Here is a 22,236-nt window from a genome sequence, read left to right as displayed (position 1 = left end):
CAGCCTCAGGAGCTGCCGCCGAGAATCTTAATCGCGTCGCCCATGGAGCTTTCGCTGTCACGGATCAGGGCGCTCACGCTTTCAAATGCGCGGTTGACTTGGATCAGCTGGGTCATCTGGCTGATGCCGTTAACGTTGGAATTCTCTACATATCCCTGCATCACGGAGATCTCGGGGTCGTCGACCACCGGCTGCGGAGTGTCGACGGTTGTCACGCCGCTGTTTTCATAACGCAGGAAGCCGTTGCGAACATCGGCGGTGAACAGCCCAAGGGTGGCGACCTGGCGGCCGTCCTGCATGATTTTGCCATCGGCGCCGACTTCCGGCGGTCCGCCGGTGCGGTTCAGCTGGATCGGCGCGCCGCCGGCATCCAGAACGGGGAAGCCCTTGACCGAAACCAGCTCGCCGGTATCGGTCATCGTGAAGCGACCGTCGCGGGTAAGGACTTGACCAACGGGCGTGTCGATCGCGAACCACGCGTCGCCCTTGATGGCGAAATCGAGCGCGTTGTTCGTCTGGGCGAGTTCGCCGTTCTTGGTGGAGAGATAGTCGTTACCCTGGCTGACGAAGGCAATCTGGGCATTCTGGTCATTGCCCGTCTTGCTCAACATCTCGTCGAACTTAACCTCTGTTGCACGGAAGCCGACGGTGTTCACGTTGGCCATGTTGTCGGCGATGGTCGTCAGGCGGCGCTCAAGGGCCATCTGGGACGACAGGGACACATAGATTCCGGATTGCACTTCATTGCCTCCGTTGCGATGAATATAAGTAAATCATTATTTAACGCAGACTGGCTACGCTAGCTCACGCTCTTCTGAGCCAAAAGCCTTGCGCGAAACTGTTGAGCGGAAGCTGCCATCAGAGGCTGGTACTGCGGCCCAAAAATGGGGCCGTGATTCAGCCTCACGCAAGGCACGAGACGTATCGCTTACCGTGAAATGTAACGTTCAGGTGCGGGCAAAATGAATCTCATCATCGGATTTGTAATAACGGTAGGCTGCGTCCTCGGCGGCTTCATGGCGATGGGTGGACACCTCAACGTGCTCATTCAGCCGTTCGAGCTGATGATCATCGGCGGTGCTGGCGTGGGTGGCTTTATCATGGCCAACCCGATGAAGGTCATCAAGGACACCGGGAAGGCGATCGGTGAGGCCTTTAAGCACTCGGTGCCAACAGAGCGCGCTTATCTCGATGTGCTGGGCGTCCTCTACTCGCTCATGCGTGACCTGCGCACCAAGTCGCGTAACGAGATCGAAGCGCATATCGACAATCCGGAAGAATCCTCGATCTTCACCGCCGCACCGAACCTCCTGAAGAACAAGGAACTGACCTCGTTCATCTGTGACTATGTCCGCCTGATCATCATCGGCAATGCCCGCAGCCACGAGATCGAAGCGTTGATGGACGAGGAAATCGACACCATCCTCTACGACAAGATGAAGCCTTACCATGCGATGACGGCGATGGGGGACAGCTTCCCGGCAATCGGTATTGTCGCTGCCGTTCTCGGGGTTATCAAGGCGATGAGCAAGATCAACGAGTCGCCGGAAGTTCTCGGTGGTCTGATCGGTGCCGCTCTCGTCGGCACCATGCTCGGCATCTTCCTGTCCTACTGCCTCTGCAACCCATTGATCGCCCAGATCAAAACCGTCCGCACCAAGCAGCACCGTCTCTACATCATCGTGAAGCAGACGCTGCTCGCTTACATGAACGGCTCGGTTCCGCAGGTGGCTCTCGAATACGGCCGCAAGACCATCTCTTCCTACGAGCGTCCGTCGATCGACGCCGTTGAACAGGAAATGATGAACCCCGGCGGCGGCGGTGAAAGCAAGGCGGCATGATGATGAGCGACGCAGGCACTCAGACACCTCCCAAAATGGACCGGGCGCTCCTTGCCATGCTGACCGGCGGGCTTGGCGACGCAAAGACACTGCAGAAGCTCTGCGCCGAGTTCGGCCAGCTCTACTCCGAGTTTCTCCCGGACGTCTTCCACAGCGAGACCGGTCTTTCGATGCAGGTCCATTACAATGGCCACGAAAGCGGCCTGATGACCGACCTGCTGGCCGATCTGGGTGACAATGTCGCCTTCTCGGATGGACAGTTGCGCAACTGGTCGCCAAACTTCGTGCTCGCCTGCGGCAACAGCTTCATCATCACGCTCATGGAAAATCTGCTCGGCGCCCTGCCCGAGACGATCCAGGAGCCGATCGAGCGGCCCCTGTCGCAGATCGAGCTCGATCTTTCGACCATGGTGTTCGACAAGATCGCCAATGTGCTGCGCTCCGGCGTCAATGCCGCAGGCGGATTCGAGCCCCTGCTCGAAAAGGCGCACAATGCCGAGGACCGGGCGAAGCCGGAAGATGATCACGTCGACGAATATGCCGTGACCATTAAACTGGGCATTACCCTCGGTCCCGTCACCTCGGAATTCTTTCTGGTCATCCCGCAGAAAGCCCTGCTCAAGACCGTGGTCACCATGCCGAAGTCGAAGAACCAGGGAGGGCGGTCGCGCAAGGAATGGCAGGAGCAGATCGCTGAACAGGTGCGGCGCTCCCAGGTCACGCTCGAAGCGAGGGTTCGGTTGGAATCGCTGACCTTGTCGACCGTGTCGCGCCTTGTTGCTGGCGATGTCATCGCCTTCCGCGACAAGGGAGATGTGATGGTCGACGTGAGCGCCAACGGCAAGGATCTCTATCGCTGCGAATTCGGCCGGGCGGGTGACCGCTACACAGTCCGGGTAAAGGACAATGTGAGCAGCGAAGACGAGATCCTACGACATTTGATGAGCTAGACATTTATCAGGCCGCGCCGAACGGCAGCTTGAGGCAAGTTTCAAGAGGAATAATGAGTCCATGGCAACGAAAAAGACTCCACAGACGGATGCAGACGCGCTCGCGATGCCGGGCGCCAGCGACAGCGACTTCGACCAGGCGGTCGATGATCTGCGTGGCGTACTCAAAGCAGATGCAGACGGCGGGCTTCCGGATATCGGTTCGGATTTCGGCGACTTTGGCGGGCTGAGCGACGACAAGTCGGATCCGCTCGCGGCTTTCGAATCGGACTTCGGCGGTGCGTCGGCTACCCCGGATGCCGGTTTCGGCATGGGCGATCTTGGCAGCGACATCGGCGGCAGTGATTTTGGTGGCGGCGATTTTGGTGGCGGGGACCTCGGTGGCTCCAGCTTCGGCGGCGACACGTCCTTCGGCAACGCGGGCAGCGCGCACCAGGAACCGGGCAGCGGCCTTACGGCAAACCTCGACCTGATCATGGACATTCCGATCGATGTCCAGATTGTCCTAGGGTCAAGCCGGATGCAGGTTTCAGGTCTCATGAATCTCGAGGAAGGCGCCATCATCGCGCTGGACAAGAAGATCGGCGAGCCTGTCGAGATCATGGTGAACGGCCGGCGCATCGCGCGCGGCGAGATCACGGTTCTCGAAAACGACGATACGCGATTTGGTGTCAAGCTGATTGAAGTGATGGCGACCAAGACATCCTGACCCATGACGGGCCAGAGAGGACAAGACCATGATGGACTTTGACGATTTTGGCGGCCCCTTAACCGGAAAACCCCTCTCCCAGGCCGATAAGGCAGCCGCCGTGCTGCTGGCCATGGGAAAGGGTGTCGCCGGCAAGCTGCTCAAGTATTTTACCCAGGCAGAACTGCAGACGATCATTGCGTCTGCGCAGACGCTGCGGACCATCCCGCCGGATGAATTGACCGAACTCGTCAACGAATTCGAGGACCTCTTCACCGAGGGTGCCGGCCTGATGGACAATGCGAAGGCCATCGAGAGCATTCTCGAGGAAGGCCTGACGCCGGAGGAAGTCGACGGCCTTCTCGGTCGCCGCACCGCTTTCCAGGCGTATGAAGCGTCCATCTGGGACCGCCTGCAGGACGCCGATCCCGACTTCATCGCTAAGTTCCTGATGCGCGAACACCCACAGACCGTGGCCTACATCCTCTCCATGCTGCCCTCGTCCTTCGGTGCGAAAGTGCTGCTGAAGCTGCCGGAAAGCCGGCGCGCGGACATCATGAATCGCACGGTCAATCTGAAGAATGTCAGCCCGAAGGCGGCGCAAATCATCGAGAACCGGGTGCACGACCTGATTGCCGAGATCGAAGCCGAAAAGAATTCGACGGGTTCGGCCAAGGTCGCAGAACTGATGAACGAGCTGGACAAGCCCGAAGTAGACACGCTGCTGCAGTCGCTCGAGTCGATCAGCAAGGAGTCGGTCAACAAGGTGCGGCCCAAGATCTTCCTCTTCGAAGACCTGCTTGCCATGCCGCAGCGCAGCCGCGTGCTTCTGCTCAACGACATCTCAGGCGATATCCTCACCATGGCGCTTCGCGGCGCCAGTGCGGAAATCAAGGAATGCGTACTGGCCTCGATCAGCCCGCGTTCACGCCGGATGATCGAATCGGATCTGCAGTCGGGAACTACAGGCATTAATCCGCGCGAGATTGCGATCGCGCGCCGTGCCGTGGCCCAGGAAGCGATTCGTCTCGCCAATGCCGGTCAGATCCAGCTCAAGGAAACCGAGGGCGACAATCAGGCTGCCTGACCGCCCGGCTCTGTTGAAAACCCCAGCGATCATCCGCCCGCCGATTGAACCCCGATCGGCGGGCGGTTACGTTTGGTGAAACGGTTGAGATGATCGCCAGCCGGCGCGCCGCAGACGCGGCCGACTCGATCCTTCAGGGCGAATTCTTCGCCTGTGCAAGCCTCCAAGGATGGCGTCGGTCATGTCCGATGAAGACGACGACAGCAAAACAGAAGACCCGACCGAGAAAAAGATGCGCGACGCGCGTGAAAAGGGCAACGTGCCCTCCTCACGAGAGCTGCCGATCTTTGCCACCGCCCTCGCCTTCTACTTCTATGCCGTCTTCTTCCTGCCGGGCGGCATGATCCGAATCAGTGAGACGCTCAAGGACATTTTTGCGCAGCCGGATCAGTGGCATATCGGGACGGCAGTGGACGTGGTGTCACTCTTCACCCATCTTGGATGGGAGATCGGCGCCCTGCTTGCACCGATGCTGATCATGCTCGTCGTCCTTGGCATCGGGTCGAACGTCGCGCAGCACCTTCCTGAATTCGTGCTGGAACGAATCACCCCGCAGGCGAGCCGCATTTCGCTCGCCAAGGGCTGGAGCCGCCTGTTCAGTTCGCAGGGCATGGTCGAGTTCGCGAAATCCGTCTTCAAGATCGTCGTCGTTTCGGCCGTAATGGTCTTCGCCCTGAAGGGTGAATATTTCGGCGTGATCGATACGATGTTCTCTGACCCTCAGGTCATCTTCGTCAAGTTTGCCACCATCCTTCAGAAGATGATGGTCGTCATCCTGCTCGCAACTGCCCTGCTGTCGGCCATTGATGTCTTCTGGACGCGCCATCATTGGTACGAGCAGCTGCGCATGACCAAGCAGGAGATCAAGGACGAGTACAAGCAGGCGCAGGGTGATCCCGTCGTCAAAGCGCGCCAGAGGTCGATCGCGCGTGACCGGGCGCGGAAGCGCATGATTTCCAACGTCCCCCGCGCGACCCTGGTGATCACCAATCCGACCCACTATGCGGTCGCATTGCGTTACGTCCGCGAGGAAAACGAGGCTCCGGTCGTGGTGGCCAAGGGCCAGGACCTGGTCGCGCTGAAGATCCGTGAGCTCGCTCGCGAAAACGACATTCCGATTTTTGAAGATCCCCCGCTTGCGCGCTCCATGTTTGCGCAAGTCTCGGTCGATAGCGTCATACCGTCGATATTTTATAAGGCAGTCGCAGAACTCGTTCATCGGGTTTACGCGTCCAAAGCCCCCAAAAGACGGATACGCTAGCCACGATGAAGAAGTGCTCCTTTACCAACCAGCGTGAACGCATCGTGGCAGAGGCGATCAGCCCCGTGGCGAGCGAATTACGCCTTCTCGATGCTGCCGACCTTATTTCTCTTCTGCGTTTTGAACTTTATGGAAATCTCGCCGATCTCGTTTCGTCGGCAGCGGAACTATACTTCCATCCTGGCACCGTCGTCTTCGGTGCGGGCGGGGATTACCGTCTGGAATGGGGCGGGCCGCCTGAGGTCGTGCTCGACCTGGAAATCAAGCCGCGCGGTATCACAATCTATTCGCAGCTTACGCTGACGGAAGAGACAGCGGGTCTGGATATCAAGCACATCGCTTTTCACGATACGTCCGGCGATCCGGATACGAACACGCGCATGTTGGAAGATCGCCTCAGGGAGGCACGTTTCGTCAAGGGACAGGCGTCCCCGCTCTACGGATGAAGATGGATCAGGTGATGTAGCCAAGGCGGATAGCCTTGGCGATCGCCTGGATGCGGTTCACCGAATCGAGCTTGATCGTGGCCGAACCGAGATAGGCGTTGACCGTGTGAACCGAGAGGTTCAGACGTTCAGCGATCTCTTCGCTGATGCGTCCGTCGCCAGCCAATTGTAGGCAGGCAATTTCTCGTTCGCTCAAGGTCTCCGACGGGGCCGCGCGGCGCTCGTCGAGCGAGAGAATATCCGTCATGACCTTGTAGCAGCGGCTGTGTACCGCGAGGATCAGTTCCCCGGGCAAATCCGCGCCACCGATGGTTGGAAAGACGACGTAGCCATTGCCGACAGCCCCCAGGCGCACCGGGAAGGCGATACCGGAATAGGGCAGCAATCTTGCTTCCAGTTGATGCACGAAAGGGGTGAAATCGGACGCGTCGAGAAAGCTCGTCTTTTCCTCGGCACTCCATAGGATCGGCTGCGTGGACGTCTCGATGTGGGTAAGCAGCGTATCGCCATACGCCTCGACAAAAGCCTCGCGACCGCTGGCCAGGCCCGGGCTCCAGTTCTCGAATTCAGGATCGAGGCGACGCTTGTGCGGCAGATTTGCGCCGGCAATGCGGAAGGCGGCAAATCCGCGGGCATTCAGCGAACGCTGCAGCGACACGAGCTTCGGAAAAATGTCTGAGCGGGAGGTCACCGGCCGCTGGCCAGACCAAGTGGCATCTTCCAGGATGGATCCACCCGGCCTGCTGTTGTTGGCCATTCCGCCCCCTCTAGACGAGATTGTTTCGGACCGCATAGGCAATCGCCTCCGATCGTGTCTTCGTCGCTGTCTTGCGCATTACGCTAGTGATGTAGTTGTTGATCGTATTGCGCGAGATCCCCAGGATCGTGGCGATCTCGTCGCTGGTTTTGCCTTCTGCGATCCAGAACAGGCATTCCAGTTCGCGGTCGGTCAACTCGAAGTCGCGCTCGCTTTTCTGGCCCTTCGTCGTGGAGAGACTGACGGCATAACCTGCCAATAGTCCCACTTCCCGCAACCGCTCCGGCGACAGCACAAAATCCTGGGGGAAGAGCAGCATAAGGGCCAGGCGTGTGCGCCCGACGTTCAGCGTAATCGAACAATACTGACGGCTGAGACCGATCGGCACATAGATGTCGTCCGGCAGGATATTGTATTTCGGCTGAAGAACCGACAGGCACTTTTCGAGTTCCGTCGACTGTGAATAACTCGCTGCGAGCTCGCTTTCGAGCCTGCGCACCATGTCGAAGGGCCAATCGGCGGCGACAACGAAGTCCAGTCCTTCTTCCTGGACCAGATCGTAGCGCGCAAGCAGGTAATTCGACGAGCCAACATACTGGCAAAGCAGCCGCAGGCAGTGGGCGATATCACCGGCGAGTGCGGGTGATGCAAGCTTGCGGATCAGGAGGTCCTTCGAGGTCGAGCCCTGCACAGACGTGCCGGAATCGACCGTACGCGCCAGCCCTTCCGTTTGCCCCGTCGTTAGCTCGGCATCCATCCGCCCTGTCCCCTCGATGTCACTGCCGCTCGAATAGCCGCCAGCTAAGCGAATCATTTCGTCCCGACTCAACAGCAGCCCCGCTCTCATCGTAACGAATCATGTTCATTCTAAAATATAAAGTGGCAAAGGTCACAAGCAGGTCCGGTATTGCGGGCCTGGTTAAAGAATGCGCCAGCCCGGTGCCCAATTCAATACGGCTCATCCCCGCAGCACAACGGAAAACCGCGCCTGAAGGGCGCGGTCCGTACTGATTGTCTTCTTGAATGTCAGGCGGCGTTTTCCACAGCCCATTTGCGGAGGATTTTCGCGGCCCGTTCTTCCGAGATCTCCACCATGCGCGACAGGCGCCGTTCGGGGCCTTCCTTGACCCGGCGGTTGAAGCCGCCGTTCGGATCGTCGTCCATGGACAGGAGATCGTCGGTGGAATCGAAGCCGAAGTCGGAACCGAAGCCGTCCATGAGGCCGCCGGCGCTGCCGCCACCGATGGCGGGAGAGAAGTCCGGAAGCTCGAGACCGGCTGCCTGTTCGCCGACACCGCCCGCCAGGGCCACATCTGCGCCACCACCACCAGCCGTGCGGATCATCGGACGGATACCCATCCAGACAATCAGGAATGCGACAGCGACGAAAGCCAGCGAGTTGATAATGCCGCCGATGTTGCGGCTCAGGATTTCCATCAAGCCAGGACCGGTGGCCGATTCTTCCAACAGCTGGTTTTCGAGGAAGTCCATCGCGGTCAGGGTGACGACGTCGCCGCGGGCCGGGTCTAGACCCGAAGCGGACGTCACGATCTTCTGCATCTCGGCCAGATAGGCATCGATCTTCGCCTGGTCGACCGGTTCGCCAACCATCTTGGCGATGCGACCACGATTGACGACGACGGCAACAGAGAGCTTTTCGACGACGTAGCTGTTCTTAACCGTCGCAACCGTCTTGCTGTTGATCTCGTAGTTGGTCTGCTCTTCCTTCTTGTCCTGCTCGTCGGAAGATTCAGGGCCACCGCCGCCGGCTTCAGGTGCGGCCTGCGGAATGTTCTGTTCCACTGTCGCTGCCGTATCCGACTGACGCTGCAGGGACTTCTGCGCCTCCTTGGTCACACGGACCGAACGCTCGACGCGCGATTCAGGATCGTAGATCGTCTCCTGGATCTGCTGGCTGTCGGTGTTGATCTGGGCGGTGACGCTGGAGCGGAAGTTGTCCATGCCGAGGAAGGGGGCAAGCGCCTTGTCGATGTTGGTCTCGATCTCGCGCTGGACCGACTGGACGACGCCGAGCGACTTTGCGGCTTCTCCGCCGGTCTCGTCGCCGGCAGCGAGAAGCTGGCCGGTGGAATCCAGAATCGTCACGTCCTCGACATTGAGGCCGGGGACCGAAGAGGCGACCAATTGACGGATCGAGCCAGCCGCCTTGCGACCGGCATCCGATGACGCCCGGATCATGACCGACGCTGTCGGCTTCTGTTCGCCACGGCGGAAGTTGCCGACATCCGGCATGACGATGTGCACGCGGGCAGCCGCAATGCCAGCGATCTGCTGGATGGTGCGTGCGACTTCACCCTCCAGCGCGCGGACACGGGTCACTTCCTGCATGAAGGAGGTCAGGCCGAGCGAGCCGACATTGTCGAAGAGTTCGTAGCCGGCATTGGCGCTGTTGGGCAGGCCGCGCTCGGCGAGGAGAAGACGCGCCTTGCCTGTCATGCCGGCGCGCACCAACACGCTCGCGCCGTCGCTACCGGTTTCGAAATCGATCCCGGACTCGGCAAGCGCAATGCTGATCTGATTCAAATCGACGGGTTCGAGGCCGACGTAAAGCGTCTCGAAAGAGGGCTTGTTCACGTAAAGGGCGCCGGCAATGATGATTGCGAAGGAAACGAGTGTGACCCCGGCCATGGCCAAAAGCTTCGCCTGCCCCATCGCCGCAAAGTTTTTTGAGATCTGAAGTACTTGATTTAACAGATTCATTCTGTCTCGCACCATCAACATGAAAGGTCTGGGCGCCTTAGCCCTTGGCGAGACAATAGGAAGCGAAACTTGTGCGAACGTTTCGCGGGGCGGAAGAGCCGAACTCATTTCGGCTGTTCAGGGACGTAGGGTCGTGCCGTCCGCTTTGGAATAATCAGAAGAAGTCGAAATCTCCGGCCGCCTTGACCAGGGGCTGGGAGTGACCGTGACGCAGGCCGGCGCCGAGCGCCTTCTGCATATCGGCAAGTTTGACAAGGCTGAGGGCCGTCGTCATGTCGATCATCCAGTCATTCGGGATCGCGCCGGTGATGGTGTCGATGAACTCGGCCAGTCCCCGCGCCTTTTGGACCGCAAGGTCGATCCCCTGGAGAACCTTGATGCTGTCCGCTGACGCAAGGACGTTCGGACCGCCAAGTTCCAGCAATTGCGGCTCCACACGCTCGATCAGATAAGCCACGTCGTGCAGCTCGCTGACGATGCGCATGAGAATTTCCGGCAGCTCCTCCTGGAAACCCTGATTGTCCGCTTTGTTTTCGTTTTGCATCCGATTTCCAGTACTAGAAGAACTCGATTGAACTTTCCACCGGCTTGGCGACAGGTACGGGGCGCTGTTCCAGAGCGACCGTCTTCTGCGTTTCCGCGCCTGTGAGCGGATACTGCCTTGCCCGACCGCTGACCGGCCAGAACTCCAGTTTCCGGCCGTGATCGCCGCCCGTTGACGAACCCACAACCTTGATGCCTTCGTCGCGCAGGAACTGCTGGGCGAAGGCCGCATTCTGTTCGCCGACATTCGAGAATGTCGCAATCGTCTTGGCACCACCGAAGATCTTCGCCTCAAGGCGGTCCCTTCGGGCTCCCTGCTTCAAGAGACCGTTGATCAGAAGTTCCATCAGGTGAACGCCGTATCGGGTGGCGTCCCCGCCTCCGGCACCCGGCACTGCGGATCCCGGCAGGAGGAAGTGGTTCATGCCGCCCACACCTGCAATCGGGTCACGAATACAGGCAGCTACACACGACCCCAGGATGGTCGATAGAACCACATTCGGGTCCTTGGCCACCTTCCATTCCCCTTGAATGATATGGACGCGTTTCGCTGCCCCGTCGTCGATCATTTCAGTGCTCCGAATACAGCTTCGATCGCCGCCTTCATCTTCTCGATCGTGAAGGGCTTGGCGAGAACGTTGTTGGCGCCCAACTGTGCGGCCTTCTGCACCAGTGCCCGATCGCCTTGGGCGGTCAGGATGATGAAGGCGGCCTTCTTGGTGTTGGGATTGGTACGCACGGCTTGCAGAAGACCCAGTCCATCCATCTTCGGCATGTTGAAGTCCGAGATGACCAGATGATGGGGCTGCTGCTCCATGATCTTCATGCCCTGCTCGCCGTCACCGGCGGCAGTGATCTGCTTGAAGCCGAGCTGGGTCAGCGCGTCACTGAGGAGGAGGCGACTTGTGACCTGATCGTCGACGATCAGAACTTTGATTTTTTCGGCTAGGGACATTATTCGATACCTTCTTTTCGGGCGGCAGTGAGTTTGAGGATTTCCTCCCCAATGGAAGTCAGGGGTAGCTGGTGCTCTACGGCGCCTAGTTCATGGGCGACGCGCGGCATTCCGTAGACCACACAGGTCTTTTCATTCTGGCCAATCGTGCGTGCGCCGGCATGGCGCATCTTCAAGAGACCAGATGCTCCGTCGCGTCCCATCCCCGTCAGGATGACGCCAACAGCATTGCGGCCAGCGAGTTCAGCGACAGAATCGAACAGCACGTCGACTGACGGGCGATGGCCGTTAACCGGTGCACGCTCGATCAGGCGGCAGCACGGCGCGTTGACGTTGGACACCTGAAGATGGCGCTCGCCGCCGGGTGCCAGATAAATCTTGCCGATTTCCAGGCGAGCGCCATCCGTCGCCTCTTCGACCACAGGGGCGCAGAGGCGGTTCAGGCGCTCGGCGAAGCTCTTGGTGAATGTCGGCGGCATGTGCTGCGTAATGACCGTTGGTGGGCAATTGCGCGGAAATTTTTGCAGGACGGCGATCAGGGCTTCGACACCGCCGGTCGACGAGCCGATGGCCACGATCTTGCGACCCACGCGGAAGTCGGCAACAGCGGCCTGCTGCACGGGCTGCGCCTGCACAGGCGCATGATTGTAGCGGTGTTGAGAACGGGCCGCTGCCTTTACCTTGTCCGCGAGTTCGCCAAAGGGGCGTGGCTCGCCGGGCTGCGGTTTCGCCACACAGTCGAAGGCACCAATTTCGAGAGCAGCGAGTGTAGCCTCAGCGCCTCGATGGGTCATCGTGGAGACCATGATCACCGGCATCGGCCGAAGCTTCATGATCTTCTCGAGGAACTCCAGGCCGTTCATGTTCGGCATCTCGATGTCGAGCGTGACGACGTCGGGATTGAGCTGCTTGATGGCGGCACGCGCCTCCATGGCGTCGCCGGCCTGGCCGATGACACTGACGTCCGGGTCCTGATTCAGAACAGCCGTGATCAGTCCACGCATGGTCGGGCTGTCATCGACAACGAGAACACGGGCAGGAGAAGCCATTACTTGCGTCCTCCCTGCTTGCCGAGATAGCGATAGGTGGTGATCCCGATATTGTCGAAATCGTTCTTGGATTCGCCGGAGACGCGCTCCGAGTGACCGATATAGAGGTGGCCGCCAACCGGCAGCAGCTCGCAGAAACGGTTCCAGATGCGCACCTGGGTGGGCTCGTCGAAGTAGATCACAACGTTGCGGCAGAAGATGACGTCGAACTTGCCCTTGAACGGCCACTGCGCCATCAGGTTCAGCTCGTTATAGGTGATCAGCCGCTTCAGGCGATCATCGACCTGCCACTTGCGGCGACCGGCGATCTCGACTTCCTTGAACCATTGCTTGCGCATGGCGGGCGATACCGTTTCCAGCGCCTGCTCGTCATAGGCACCTTGGCGGGCGATCGCGAGGATCTTCGGATCGATATCGGTGGCGAGGATTTTGAAGTCGTAGTCCAGGACATTCGGGAATGCCTGGAAGACCGTGAGAGCGATCGAATAGGGCTCCTGACCATCGGAGCTTGCGGCCGACCAGATGCGAACACGACCACCCGACTTGGCGCGCTGAATCAAACCAGGCAATACTTCGTCACGGAGGTGCTCGAAATGGTGGTTCTCGCGGAAAAAGCGGGTGAAGTTCGTGGTCAGGTGCGACAGCATCTCGCGCCGTTCGGCGGCACCTTCGGGCGAAGAAACGAGCTGGCAATAGGCGCGAAAACCCGACAGGCCCAGATTGCGGATGTGCTTCGACAGACGCGAATAGACCAGCGACGCCTTGGAGTCGTTGAGCGCAATCCCGGCATCCGAGTAGATCATCGATGCAATCTCGTTCAGATCCCGACGGGTCAGCGGGTATTCGCCGCTGGCCAGTACTTCGTCGTCGGATAAACGGGATGTGCTCATTGTGATCGTCATGCAGCCTCGCTTTCGGCGTCGTTGAACAGAGCACCAAGCTCGATCAAGCAGATCATCCGCTTGTCGATCGCAAGAATGCCGCGAGCGTATAGTCTTTCGAGGTCGGAGGAGATCTCCGGCGTCGGTTGTATGTTGTCGTCGGTCACCGTGAGGATATCCGACACTGCATCGACCAAAAGGCCGATGATCTTAGATTTTACCTGCGCCACGATGATGACGTGGCGCGCGGTCGGAGCGGCGGACTTCATGCCCAATCTCAAAGAGAGATCGACAATCGGCAGGACCGCGCCGCGTAGATTGATCACACCCATGACGTATTGCGGCGCATGAGGCATCGGGGTGACGGGCGTCCAGCCTCTGATCTCCCTTACAGCCATGATGTTCACGCAAAATTCCTGATCGCCGACCCGGAAGGCGATGAGCTCCCGGGCCCCTTCAATCAAGTTTTTGACCGCATACGACATACGATTACCCTGCGACGGCGAGTGACATTTCCTGTCTGAGTGACTGACCGCGGGAAGCGGCGACGACGGCATCCACATCAAGGATCAGCGCGACGCGGCCATCACCGAGGATGGTTGCAGCAGCGATACCCGGCACGTGGGTGTAGTTCGCTTCAAGCGACTTGATGACGACCTGACGCTGTCCCTGGATCGCATCGACCATGAGGGCGCGCTGACCACCACCTTCGGATTCGACCAGGAGGGCAACGCCTTCCATCGGATTTGCCTGGGTGCCGCGGAAGTTCAGGATCCGGCCGACGTCTACCAGCGGGCAGAAGGAGTTGCGGATCGAGATCAGGCGCTGATTGGCACCGAAGGAGTGGATATTCTGCGCTTCCGGCTGCAGGGTTTCGACGATCGCCGTCAAGGGAACGACGAGGGTCTGACCTGCCACTGTGACCACCATGCCGTCGAGGACGGCGAGGGTCAGCGGAAGGCTCATGGTGAAGGTCGAGCCCTGGCCCGGACGCGAGGTGATCGAGATACGACCACCCAGAGCCTGGATCGAGCGCTTGACGACGTCCATGCCGACGCCGCGGCCGGAGATGTCCGAGATCTTGTCTGCCGTGGAGAAGCCAGGCGCAAAGATCAGGTTGTCGATCTCTTCGTCCGTCAGGTTTGAATCGGCGGCAATCAGATCGTTGTCGATGGCCTTCTGGCGGACACGTTCGCGGTTGATGCCGGCGCCGTCGTCGACGAGTTCGATGACGATACGGCCCGAGCGATGCTTCGCCGTCAGCTTGACCGTGCCTTCCGGGTTCTTGCCGGCGGCAGCACGCTTTTCCGGGGTTTCGATGCCGTGGTCGACGGCATTGCGGATCATGTGGGTCAAAGGCTCGGCGAGCTTGTCGATGACCGTCTTGTCGACTTCGGTGTTTTCACCTTCCGTGACCAGGCGGATCGACTTGCCGACCATGTCGGCCACTTCGCGGACAATGCGCGACATGCGCTGGAAGACGGGCTTCACCGGCTGCGCGCGGATTGCCATGACCGAATCCTGGATCTCGCGGGTGAGCTGCTGCAGCTCGTCGAGGCCCATGTTGACGGCCGAGGTGCCGGTCGCATCGTTCTCGATGACGCTCTGCGAGAGCATCGCCTGGTTGATGACGAGCTCGCCCACCAGGTTGATCAGGCGGTCGACGCGGTCGAGATCGACACGGATGGTCTGACCAGCGGCGCTGTTGGCCTGGGCGGCTGCGGCAGCGGCAGCAGCGGCGGCGGCAGCTGCCGGCGATTCCTTCTTTTCAGGCTTTGCGGCACCGGCCGCCATCTTCATGACGTTGGATGCGGTTTCTGCGGCTGCAACGGCGGCCGTGACAGCCTCCTGCGTACCGTTGTCACCATCAGGCTCCGGACCTTCGTCGAGAGCCGAGAGATCAAACGGAACCGGAACCATCGGTAGTTCTTCGCCGGGCGCCTTCGTTTCCGCCTCGACAACCTTGATTTCGAGGTCGCAATCCCACTCGGCAAATTCAAAGACCTGGCGAATGCCCTCTTCACCCTTTTCGGCAGTAATCTGGATCTTCCAGCTGAAATAGGCAGCTTCCGGATCCATCTCGTCGAGCGGCGGCAGCCCATCGGTGTCGCAGTGGATGCTCATCTCGCCAAGGCGCGACAGATCTCTGAGCAGGAGAGCTGCCTCGTTGCCCTTGGAATAGAGCTCACGACGCGGCTTGAAGGTGACATCGAAAGTCGAAGCAACGACGGTCTGCTCTTCTTCGCCACCGAAGCCATCGAAGGTGAAGGGAATGGGCTGGAAGCCGCTGTCGTCAGACGGCGCGGGGGCGGCTGCGACCGGTTTCGGAGCTGGAGCTGCGACAGGAGCTGCGGAAGGAGCTGGCACCTCGCCATTGGCCAGCGCTTCGAGTTCCTTGACGAGGCCGCTCGAACGGCCCGGATCGACACCGATACCATCGCGGGATGCGGTCACCAGGTCGGCGAGAACGTCGGCCGACTTCAGCATGACCTTCATGACTTCGGGGCCAGGGTCCAGCTTGTTGGATCGAACGCAATCAAGAGTCGTTTCAAAGACGTGCGCGAAGGCTACCAGGTCGTCGAGACCGAAAGCGCCAGCGCCGCCCTTGATGGAGTGAACGGCCCGGAACACGGCATTGACCGTTTCCGGATCGCGATCTCCGTCATTCATTTTCAGAAGACCGGATTCCAGTTCCGCAAGCTGCTCCTCGCATTCCTGGAAGAAGATCTCTTTGATTTCGTTCATATCCATAGGAAAAATTCCTGGCTTAGGCGGTTACACGCTCAATGGCATCGATCAGCTTGGTCGGATCGAACGGCTTGACGATCCAGCCGGTAGCGCCAGCCTGGCGAGCCCGGTTCTTCTTTTCGGCATCGCTTTCCGTGGTGAGGACCAGGATCGGAACTGCGCGATACTTCTCGTTGCGGCGCACGCCTTCGATGAAGCCGAAGCCGTCGAGACGCGGCATGTTGATATCGGTCACGATAACGTCGGGATTGCATTCTTCGAGAACTTCCAGACCCTCAACGCCGTCTTCGGCCTGGATGGTTTCGAAGCCTGCGTTGTTCAAGGTGACCAGAAGCATGTTCCGAATGGTTCTGGAGTCATCCACTGTAAGTACTTTTTTCTTCACTGCCGGATCTCCTTAGCGAGCAGATGATCGATATTCACGCCAATCAATTGAAGGGTTTTGAGAAAAGCCTCCGAGGCCTTTCCAAACGAGAAGGGATGCTTGTCGACTTCCCAGGCCTTGGCTGCTGCCAGCAGAACCTGTGCACATTGGGCGCCAAGCCGCTCGACGCCCGAGGCATCGATGGTGAGAGGTGCACCGCGCATGGCCAGAAGATTGGCCTTGAGATTGGATGCCTCGTTCAGATCCAATACCGCAGCCAGTTTCAGACCTTTCTGTTCGCCTTTCTTACTTGCCATCATTTCTTTCCTTGTCTCACGGTGCCCCCGCAACCATGCGAACAGCCTTCAGCGGTTGAACTTTTCACCGCCGCTCTGATCGGATTGCACGCCCGTCGAATCCTGTTGTAGCGTATGGTGGTAAACAATCTTCTCAACCTCCCAGCCCTGCGAGTGGGAAGGACATTCCAAAGTCTTCTTCCAGCGTCTCCGCGTGTGTCGCAGTTGGCTGCATTCCCGTGCCTGCGCCGTTGCGCCCGCCAGAGATCTGAATCTGCGGTGAACTCCGGGGAGCACGCGACTGGCGCTCGATGTGGAATTCGCGGATCGTCGCACCGAGTTCGAGAATGACGGCATGCAGATCCTGCGAGCCCTGGCTGGCGCCACGGGCAAGATCGGCCGTGCCGGAAAGGTCAACGCCGATCCCGGCCACCGTTGAGGTCAGGCTACCGAGTTCACCAGCATGCAGATCGGTTTCACGGGCGAGATCGGACACGGTGCCGCTGATGTCTCCGACCTGCACCACGATATCGGCAATGGCGCCTTGGGTTCTTGCAACCATGTCAACGCCGGCCGAAACCTGGTTCTTCGTCGTCGTGACAAGGGACTTGATCTCCCGAGCGGCATCTGCAGAGCGCTGTGCCAGCGCCCGGACTTCCTGAGCAACAACTGCGAAGCCACGGCCGCTATCTCCGGCACGGGCGGCCTCGATCCCCGCATTCAAGGCGAGAAGATTGGTCTGGAAGGCGATCTCGTCGATCGCGCCGATGATGTGGCCGATCTGTTCCGCCGAGGTTTCGATGTCGGCCATGGCGGCGATCGCTTCGCCGACCACCCGGCCGCTCGCTTCGACCGACTGGCGGGTGGCGGCGACGCTCCCTTCGGCCTTTCTCGTGCGGGCAACGCTATCGCGGACGCCGGCCGTCAATGTTTCGAGGGCGCGACCTGTTTCGTTGAGCGCCTCTGACTGGACATCCACGCGCCCTGCGTAATCCTGGGCAGCCTGTGCCAGTTGCTCGGTTGTGCCCCGGGCGCGCACCAGCTTCTCCTCGGACGCCAGGAAGGCAGACTGCAAGTGTTCGAGGGCATCGTTCATGCGCGTGGACAGGTCGGAAAAGGCGTCGGGCACGTCTGCGGCGATGCGGACGGTCAGGTCACCTTCTGCAAGTCCATCGATGACAGGTCGGAAGATCGCCTCGAACTCGGCGCGGTCTTCGGCCCGCTGCGCGGCGAGGTCGCGGTGATGCTTGAGGCGTAGTTCGTTGAAGCGCAGCGAGACGGCGATTTCGACATCGACCATGACCAGCCGAATGAGAGAGCCGACGAGATCTGTTATCTCGCGCTGCTTGCGTCGACTGGAGGGCAGCAGGCCGGAGCCGCTGGCCTCGGAGACGACGGCCATGACGAGATGTTCCAGCACCACAGCATGGCCCGCGATGTGCCAGCGCGGATCGAGACCCATGCGGCTTTCGCTGTCGGAGAGAACCTTAACCCGCTCTGCATAGAGAGCATCGAAGCGGGCATCGGTCAGCACGTCCCAGTGGGAGGACAGAAGATCGTGAAGACGGTCGTATTGCCGCTCACTGGTAAAGACGCGGGCCGCATCGGGTGACGTTTGCAGGCGCTGAAAGAGATCACGAAGAGCGGTCTTCAATTGCGGTGAGAGCAGGTGACGATTCTGGCGAAGCAGGTCGCACTGGGCTTCGTCGAGGCCGGCAAAGCGCAGCCGGTCGCGCAGGCTTCCCGCCTGTGATCCCGCCGCCCGCTCCGTCGACATGCCCTGACTTGTCATTCCTACCGCATCGCCGCCGGCTCTTTAGAGACCGGTGCTTCCCCGTCGGTTCGGCGCGTTCCCTGTTCGACATGACCGGGAGGAGCGAAGACATGACGTCTCCGTTGCCATCCGCGTCAGGGACAGGTGTTTCGTCGAACAAATTCCATGAACATTTCAAACCGGACCAAAACCGGTACGACGGGACGGCGTCATGCCCGAAGGAAACTCGAGGTGAGTCCCACTCCGACGTGTCCACTCATGTTTATGGTTAATTCCTTGCCTGAAGGTTAATAACGCTCCAACGTTGTCCTGATGCAGCTAATATTAGCGATCATTTTTGTTTGGGCCGTCTGAGGCCATGCTTTCCGCACAAAGCAGCACAGTGGAACAAAGCTGTCTCGGCACTCGTTCGATGCGAAACATCGGGAGTTGGACGTGAGTGCACGGGCGATCTGGAAAGGATATCTGGCGATCGGAGACGTGGGATGCGCAGTCGCGCTCCATTCCGCGATCGATGCGCAGGAACGCACATCGTTTCACATCATCAACCGGGACACCGGCAACCGTGTACGGCGGCAATATGTCGACGAGGACACCGGCAAGCCAGTCGACAAGGATGACCTCGTCAAAGGATATGATCAAGCTGACGGCAAGACGGTGATACTGGAAGCCGACGAGATCCGGCAGGCCGTGCCCGATAGTGACAAGCGGCTTGAAATGTCGGCGTTTCTGCCCTGTTCGGAGATTGATACGCTTTATCTCGAGCGCCCCTATTTCCTGGCGCCGGCCGATGCCCAGTCTATCGAGGCCTATGACCTGATCCGGGACAGCATGGAGGCGGCCAAGGTGGCTGCGGTGGCACAGACCGTGCTTTTCCGCCGGGTTCGCAGTGTGTTGATCCGCCCGCAGGGTCGGGGCCTCATCGCGACAACCTTGAATTACGATTACGAAGTGCGCGATCCGGCGGAAAGTTTCGGCGAAATTCGGAAATTGAAGATCGATCCCGAAATGCTCGCTCTGGCGCGCCACATCATCGATACAAAGATGGGTACCTTCGACCCAGCGGGCTTCGAAGACCGCTATGAAGAAGCGCTGGCTGAGCTGGTGCGTGCCAAGATTGCGGGGCGCAAGCCGAAGAAATTGCCGAAACGCAAGGCGGCGAATGTGACGAGTCTTCTGGACGCGCTGCGTAAAAGCGCAGGTGCCGCCAGCGACACCAAAGCCACGGGCAGGCCCGCAAAAGACCGCAAGACACCCGCGCCCGCAGCGCGGCAGAAGAAGGCTAGCTGACCATGTCGCTGTCGGAGTATCGGCGCAAGCGCGATTTCAAGGCAACGCCGGAGCCGAAGGCGGCCGCGGTGAAAACGAAAGGCAACAGCTTCGTCATCCAGAAGCACGCCGCTCGCCGGCTGCACTATGATTTCCGCCTGGAAATGAACGGGGTGCTGAAAAGCTGGGCAGTGACGCGCGGTCCGAGTCTGGTTCCCGGCGAGAAGCGGCTCGCGGTGCATGTCGAGGATCATCCGCTGGCTTACGGCGATTTCGAAGGCGTCATACCACCCGGACAATACGGATCGGGCGAGGTGATCGTCTGGGACCGTGGCTGCTGGGAACCACTTCATGATCCGGCGAAGGGTTACAAGAAGGGGCATCTGGAATTCTCCCTCGAGGGAGAAAAGCTGCACGGCCACTGGCATCTGGTGCGGATGGCGGGCCGAGAGGGCGAAACGCGGGAAAACTGGCTGCTGATCAAGGGAGATGACGAGTTTGCTCGCGCTGCGGATGACCCTGACATCATCGAGGAAATGCCGCTGTCGGTGAAAAGCGGGCGCCCGATCGAGAGCCTGAAAGGCGACGGGAAGGCAAAGGTTTGGAACTCTCGCGGCACCGAGACGAAGGGGGCGGCCAGGACCAACAGCAAGTCGAAAGTCGCGGCAGTGAAGGCTGCCTCAGCGCCCGAAGCGGCTGATAAGATTAAAGGCGCGAAGCCAGGACAATTACCGGACTTCGTTCCACCGGCGCTCGCAACACTGGTCAAGTCCGTGCCTAAGGGAGGCCGTTGGCTGCATGAGATCAAGCTCGACGGCTATCGGATGGAAGCCCGGATCGATCATGGCGAGATCAAGCTTCTCACCCGCACAGGGCTCGACTGGACCGAACGTTTTGGCGAGGCGATCCACACAGCATTGAAGGGCCTACCTGTTCAGACGGCACTGCTCGATGGCGAGATCGTGGTCGAGACCGGCAATGGCAGCAGCGATTTCTCTCTTTTACAGGCCGATCTCAGCGACGGGCGCAGCGACCGCTTTGTCTACTACATCTTCGATCTGATGCATCTTGACGGACAGGATCTCACCGGCGTTTCGCTGATGGATCGCAAGTCTCTCCTGGAGCCTCTGCTCTCAGAAGTCGACGGGCCGCTCAAGTATTCCTCTCATTTCGATGAGAGTGGTGATCTCGTCTTAAAACATGCCTGTCGCCTCAGCCTTGAGGGCGTGATCTCCAAGGTTGCCGACGCACCCTATCGCTCCGGCCGCGGACGTGACTGGGTCAAGTCAAAATGTACGGCGCGTCAGGAACTGGTGATCGGGGGTTATGTCCCTTCGTCCGTCTCGGAAAAGGCCATCGGTTCCCTGATCATGGGCGTAAACGATAAGGGCGGGTTGCGCCATGTCGGCCGCGTTGGGACAGGTTACAGCCAGAGCCTCGCAAGACAGTTGTTCCAGCGGCTTCAGCCCCTGGTACAGGCTAAGAGCTCCTTTGCCCAAAAGCTGACCGGACCGGAGCGGAAGGATGCCGTTTTCGTCGCTCCCAACCTCGTGGCGGAAGTCGAATTCCGCGGCTGGACCGGGGACGCGCATCTTCGGCACGCGTCATTCCGGGGACTGCGCGAAGACAAGAAAGCGAGTGAGGTCATCCAGGAAAGCGAACCGAAGACAGGGGAGAAACCCTCAAGCAAGGCACGCGCTGCGGCCGGGGCCGCGGCGAAACGCAGCGTTCCTCTGACCCATCCAGACAGGCTCTACTGGCCGGAAGCCGGCGTCACAAAAGAAGGCCTTGCCGACTATTATGTCCAGGTCTGGCCGCGGATCGCGCCCTTCATTGTCGACCGGCCGCTCGCCTTGTTGCGATGCCCGGAGGGTCATTCAGGCACCTGCTTCTTCCAGAAACACGGCTGGCGGGGCATGCGCAAGGAAATCATCACCATTCGTGATCCGAAGGACGAGGAGGCACTCGTCGGCATTCACGATCTCGACGGCCTGTTGGCTCTCGTGCAGGGGGCTGCCTTGGAGATCCATCCCTGGGGGTCGCGTGGGGGCGATCTGGAGCGGCCTGACATGGTCAATATCGACCTCGACCCCGGTCCGGACGTCAGTTGGGAGCGCGTGATCAAGGCTGCCTTCGAAGTGCGGCAGCGGTTCGAGGACATGGGCCTCACCGGCTTCGTCAAGACATCCGGCGGCAAGGGCCTGCATGTGGTGGCACCCGTGAAACCGAAGGCGGAGTGGCCGGCGGTGAAAGCGGCGATGAAGGCGCTTGCCGATGGCATGGCCGCCGACAGCCCTGAAGATTATGTCGCGACGATTAGCAAGGCGAAACGCCCTGGCAAGATCCTCATCGACTATCTGCGCAACGGTCGGGGCAATACAGCCGTCGCACCGTATTCGACGCGCGCCCGCGACGGCGCGCCTGTGTCGATGCCGCTGTCGTTCGAGGAGCTGGGGCCAGGGATCGGGCCGAATTATTTCACGGTAGAGAATACGCCGAGCCGGCTTGAGCATCTGGATAACGATCCGTGGGCCGACTTCCGCAAGGCAGAGGCGCCCATCGCAACCGTTGCCCCCAAGGGTCGCCGCAAGCGCTAGAGCAACCCG

At 59.9% G+C, this 22,236-nt stretch carries 22 protein-coding genes; 8 read left to right on the top strand and 14 right to left on the bottom strand.

The window, feature by feature from the left end; translation table 11 throughout:
* Positions 1 to 5: 5 nt before the first annotated feature.
* Positions 6 to 740 (bottom strand): flagellar basal-body rod protein FlgF, encoded by a 735-nt coding sequence (gene flgF / locus FJQ55_RS02860; RefSeq protein WP_140826201.1) that lies wholly within the window; start codon positions 738 to 740, stop codon positions 6 to 8.
* A gap of 222 nt (positions 741 to 962) precedes the next feature.
* Here flgF and motA point away from each other — a divergent pair, with 222 nt between their 5' ends.
* The 6 genes from motA to FJQ55_RS02830 all read left to right on the top strand — a co-directional run bounded on the left by motA (position 963) and on the right by FJQ55_RS02830 (position 6,273).
* Positions 963 to 1,841 carry a flagellar motor stator protein MotA gene (gene motA, locus FJQ55_RS02855; RefSeq protein WP_140826200.1) on the top strand — a complete coding sequence of 293 codons (879 nt, stop codon included), beginning with the start codon at positions 963 to 965 and terminating at the stop codon, positions 1,839 to 1,841.
* A complete protein-coding gene (locus FJQ55_RS02850; protein ID WP_140826199.1) occupies positions 1,838 to 2,791 on the top strand; it encodes a FliM/FliN family flagellar motor switch protein in 954 nt (317 codons plus the stop codon). Before motA ends, FJQ55_RS02850 begins: the two co-directional genes overlap by 4 nt.
* Positions 2,792 to 2,852: 61 nt before the next feature.
* Positions 2,853 to 3,500, top strand: coding sequence for a flagellar motor switch protein FliN (gene fliN / locus FJQ55_RS02845; protein WP_140826198.1), 648 nt, complete (start codon positions 2,853 to 2,855; stop codon positions 3,498 to 3,500).
* Positions 3,501 to 3,528: 28 nt separating this feature from the next.
* Positions 3,529 to 4,566 carry a flagellar motor switch protein FliG gene (gene fliG / locus FJQ55_RS02840; RefSeq protein WP_062276426.1) on the top strand — a complete coding sequence of 346 codons (1,038 nt, stop codon included), beginning with the start codon at positions 3,529 to 3,531 and terminating at the stop codon, positions 4,564 to 4,566.
* 181 nt (positions 4,567 to 4,747) lie between these two features.
* A complete protein-coding gene (gene flhB, locus FJQ55_RS02835; RefSeq protein WP_140826197.1) occupies positions 4,748 to 5,827 on the top strand; it encodes a flagellar biosynthesis protein FlhB in 1,080 nt (359 codons plus the stop codon).
* A gap of 5 nt (positions 5,828 to 5,832) precedes the next feature.
* Complete coding sequence (locus FJQ55_RS02830; RefSeq protein ID WP_140826196.1) at positions 5,833 to 6,273, top strand: hypothetical protein; 441 nt, start codon at positions 5,833 to 5,835, stop codon at positions 6,271 to 6,273.
* Positions 6,274 to 6,280: 7 nt separating this feature from the next.
* Here the strand turns inward: FJQ55_RS02830 and visR are convergent, their stop codons facing one another.
* The 13 genes from visR to FJQ55_RS02765 form a co-directional block, all read right to left on the bottom strand.
* Positions 6,281 to 7,030: a transcriptional regulator VisR gene (gene visR, locus FJQ55_RS02825; protein WP_140826195.1), complete on the bottom strand. Its 750-nt coding sequence runs from the start codon at positions 7,028 to 7,030 to the stop codon at positions 6,281 to 6,283.
* A gap of 10 nt (positions 7,031 to 7,040) precedes the next feature.
* Entirely contained in the window at positions 7,041 to 7,787 is a 747-nt protein-coding gene (gene visN, locus FJQ55_RS02820) for a transcriptional regulator VisN (protein ID WP_140829051.1), read from the bottom strand.
* A 269-nt stretch (positions 7,788 to 8,056) separates the two neighbouring features.
* A complete protein-coding gene (fliF, locus tag FJQ55_RS02815; RefSeq protein WP_167507683.1) occupies positions 8,057 to 9,751 on the bottom strand; it encodes a flagellar basal-body MS-ring/collar protein FliF in 1,695 nt (564 codons plus the stop codon).
* Between the two features lie 154 nt (positions 9,752 to 9,905).
* Positions 9,906 to 10,295 carry a chemotaxis protein CheT gene (gene cheT, locus FJQ55_RS02810; protein WP_062276433.1) on the bottom strand — a complete coding sequence of 130 codons (390 nt, stop codon included), beginning with the start codon at positions 10,293 to 10,295 and terminating at the stop codon, positions 9,906 to 9,908.
* Between the two features lie 13 nt (positions 10,296 to 10,308).
* Entirely contained in the window at positions 10,309 to 10,863 is a 555-nt protein-coding gene (gene cheD, locus FJQ55_RS02805) for a chemoreceptor glutamine deamidase CheD (protein ID WP_062276436.1), read from the bottom strand.
* Positions 10,860 to 11,249, bottom strand: a complete 390-nt coding sequence (locus FJQ55_RS02800) for a response regulator (RefSeq protein ID WP_006726293.1) — start codon at positions 11,247 to 11,249, stop codon at positions 10,860 to 10,862. Before FJQ55_RS02800 ends, cheD begins: the two co-directional genes overlap by 4 nt.
* Complete coding sequence (gene cheB / locus FJQ55_RS02795; protein ID WP_140826194.1) at positions 11,249 to 12,298, bottom strand: protein-glutamate O-methylesterase CheB; 1,050 nt, start codon at positions 12,296 to 12,298, stop codon at positions 11,249 to 11,251. Before cheB ends, FJQ55_RS02800 begins: the two co-directional genes overlap by 1 nt.
* Complete coding sequence (cheR, locus tag FJQ55_RS02790) at positions 12,298 to 13,200, bottom strand: protein-glutamate O-methyltransferase CheR (RefSeq protein ID WP_140826193.1); 903 nt, start codon at positions 13,198 to 13,200, stop codon at positions 12,298 to 12,300. Before cheR ends, cheB begins: the two co-directional genes overlap by 1 nt.
* Positions 13,197 to 13,664: a chemotaxis protein CheW gene (locus FJQ55_RS02785; RefSeq protein WP_140826192.1), complete on the bottom strand. Its 468-nt coding sequence runs from the start codon at positions 13,662 to 13,664 to the stop codon at positions 13,197 to 13,199. Before FJQ55_RS02785 ends, cheR begins: the two co-directional genes overlap by 4 nt.
* A gap of 4 nt (positions 13,665 to 13,668) precedes the next feature.
* Positions 13,669 to 15,930 (bottom strand): chemotaxis protein CheA, encoded by a 2,262-nt coding sequence (locus tag FJQ55_RS02780; RefSeq protein ID WP_140826191.1) that lies wholly within the window; start codon positions 15,928 to 15,930, stop codon positions 13,669 to 13,671.
* A gap of 16 nt (positions 15,931 to 15,946) precedes the next feature.
* Complete coding sequence (gene cheY1 / locus FJQ55_RS02775) at positions 15,947 to 16,312, bottom strand: chemotaxis response regulator CheY1 (RefSeq protein ID WP_006726298.1); 366 nt, start codon at positions 16,310 to 16,312, stop codon at positions 15,947 to 15,949.
* On the bottom strand, positions 16,309 to 16,608 hold the full coding sequence (locus FJQ55_RS02770) for an STAS domain-containing protein (protein ID WP_062276445.1): 300 nt from the start codon (positions 16,606 to 16,608) through the stop codon (positions 16,309 to 16,311). Before FJQ55_RS02770 ends, cheY1 begins: the two co-directional genes overlap by 4 nt.
* 133 nt (positions 16,609 to 16,741) lie before the next feature.
* Positions 16,742 to 18,364, bottom strand: a complete 1,623-nt coding sequence (locus FJQ55_RS02765; protein ID WP_140829048.1) for a globin-coupled sensor protein — start codon at positions 18,362 to 18,364, stop codon at positions 16,742 to 16,744.
* A 432-nt stretch (positions 18,365 to 18,796) separates the two neighbouring features.
* Here FJQ55_RS02765 and ku point away from each other — a divergent pair, with 432 nt between their 5' ends.
* Complete coding sequence (ku, locus tag FJQ55_RS02760) at positions 18,797 to 19,651, top strand: non-homologous end joining protein Ku (protein WP_140826190.1); 855 nt, start codon at positions 18,797 to 18,799, stop codon at positions 19,649 to 19,651.
* 2 nt (positions 19,652 to 19,653) lie between these two features.
* Positions 19,654 to 22,227, top strand: coding sequence for a DNA ligase D (gene ligD, locus FJQ55_RS02755; RefSeq protein WP_140826189.1), 2,574 nt, complete (start codon positions 19,654 to 19,656; stop codon positions 22,225 to 22,227).
* The last annotated feature ends 9 nt before the right edge of the window (positions 22,228 to 22,236 follow it).

The organism is Rhizobium glycinendophyticum (assembly GCF_006443685.1).
Taxonomy (GTDB): Bacteria; Pseudomonadota; Alphaproteobacteria; order Rhizobiales; family Rhizobiaceae; genus Allorhizobium; species Allorhizobium glycinendophyticum.
Note: the sequence above shows the minus strand (reverse complement) of the source record. Positions and strands in the feature narration are given on the sequence as shown.

Coding starts and splice junctions, on each gene's coding strand:
- FJQ55_RS02780 (WP_140826191.1), bottom strand. CDS start 15,930: ATGGATATGAACGAAATCAAAGAGATCTTCTTCCAGGAATGCGAGGAG.
- cheD (WP_062276436.1), bottom strand. CDS start 10,863: ATGATCGACGACGGGGCAGCGAAACGCGTCCATATCATTCAAGGGGAA.
- fliG (WP_062276426.1), top strand. CDS start 3,529: ATGATGGACTTTGACGATTTTGGCGGCCCCTTAACCGGAAAACCCCTC.
- fliF (WP_167507683.1), bottom strand. CDS start 9,751: ATGAATCTGTTAAATCAAGTACTTCAGATCTCAAAAAACTTTGCGGCG.
- fliN (WP_140826198.1), top strand. CDS start 2,853: ATGGCAACGAAAAAGACTCCACAGACGGATGCAGACGCGCTCGCGATG.
- visR (WP_140826195.1), bottom strand. CDS start 7,030: ATGGCCAACAACAGCAGGCCGGGTGGATCCATCCTGGAAGATGCCACT.
- FJQ55_RS02800 (WP_006726293.1), bottom strand. CDS start 11,249: ATGTCCCTAGCCGAAAAAATCAAAGTTCTGATCGTCGACGATCAGGTC.
- FJQ55_RS02785 (WP_140826192.1), bottom strand. CDS start 13,664: ATGTCGTATGCGGTCAAAAACTTGATTGAAGGGGCCCGGGAGCTCATC.
- cheB (WP_140826194.1), bottom strand. CDS start 12,298: ATGGCTTCTCCTGCCCGTGTTCTCGTTGTCGATGACAGCCCGACCATG.
- cheT (WP_062276433.1), bottom strand. CDS start 10,295: ATGCAAAACGAAAACAAAGCGGACAATCAGGGTTTCCAGGAGGAGCTG.
- ligD (WP_140826189.1), top strand. CDS start 19,654: ATGTCGCTGTCGGAGTATCGGCGCAAGCGCGATTTCAAGGCAACGCCG.
- FJQ55_RS02765 (WP_140829048.1), bottom strand. CDS start 18,364: ATGTCGACGGAGCGGGCGGCGGGATCACAGGCGGGAAGCCTGCGCGAC.
- cheR (WP_140826193.1), bottom strand. CDS start 13,200: ATGACGATCACAATGAGCACATCCCGTTTATCCGACGACGAAGTACTG.
- FJQ55_RS02770 (WP_062276445.1), bottom strand. CDS start 16,608: ATGGCAAGTAAGAAAGGCGAACAGAAAGGTCTGAAACTGGCTGCGGTA.
- FJQ55_RS02830 (WP_140826196.1), top strand. CDS start 5,833: ATGAAGAAGTGCTCCTTTACCAACCAGCGTGAACGCATCGTGGCAGAG.
- visN (WP_140829051.1), bottom strand. CDS start 7,787: ATGGATGCCGAGCTAACGACGGGGCAAACGGAAGGGCTGGCGCGTACG.
- FJQ55_RS02850 (WP_140826199.1), top strand. CDS start 1,838: ATGATGATGAGCGACGCAGGCACTCAGACACCTCCCAAAATGGACCGG.
- flhB (WP_140826197.1), top strand. CDS start 4,748: ATGTCCGATGAAGACGACGACAGCAAAACAGAAGACCCGACCGAGAAA.
- motA (WP_140826200.1), top strand. CDS start 963: ATGAATCTCATCATCGGATTTGTAATAACGGTAGGCTGCGTCCTCGGC.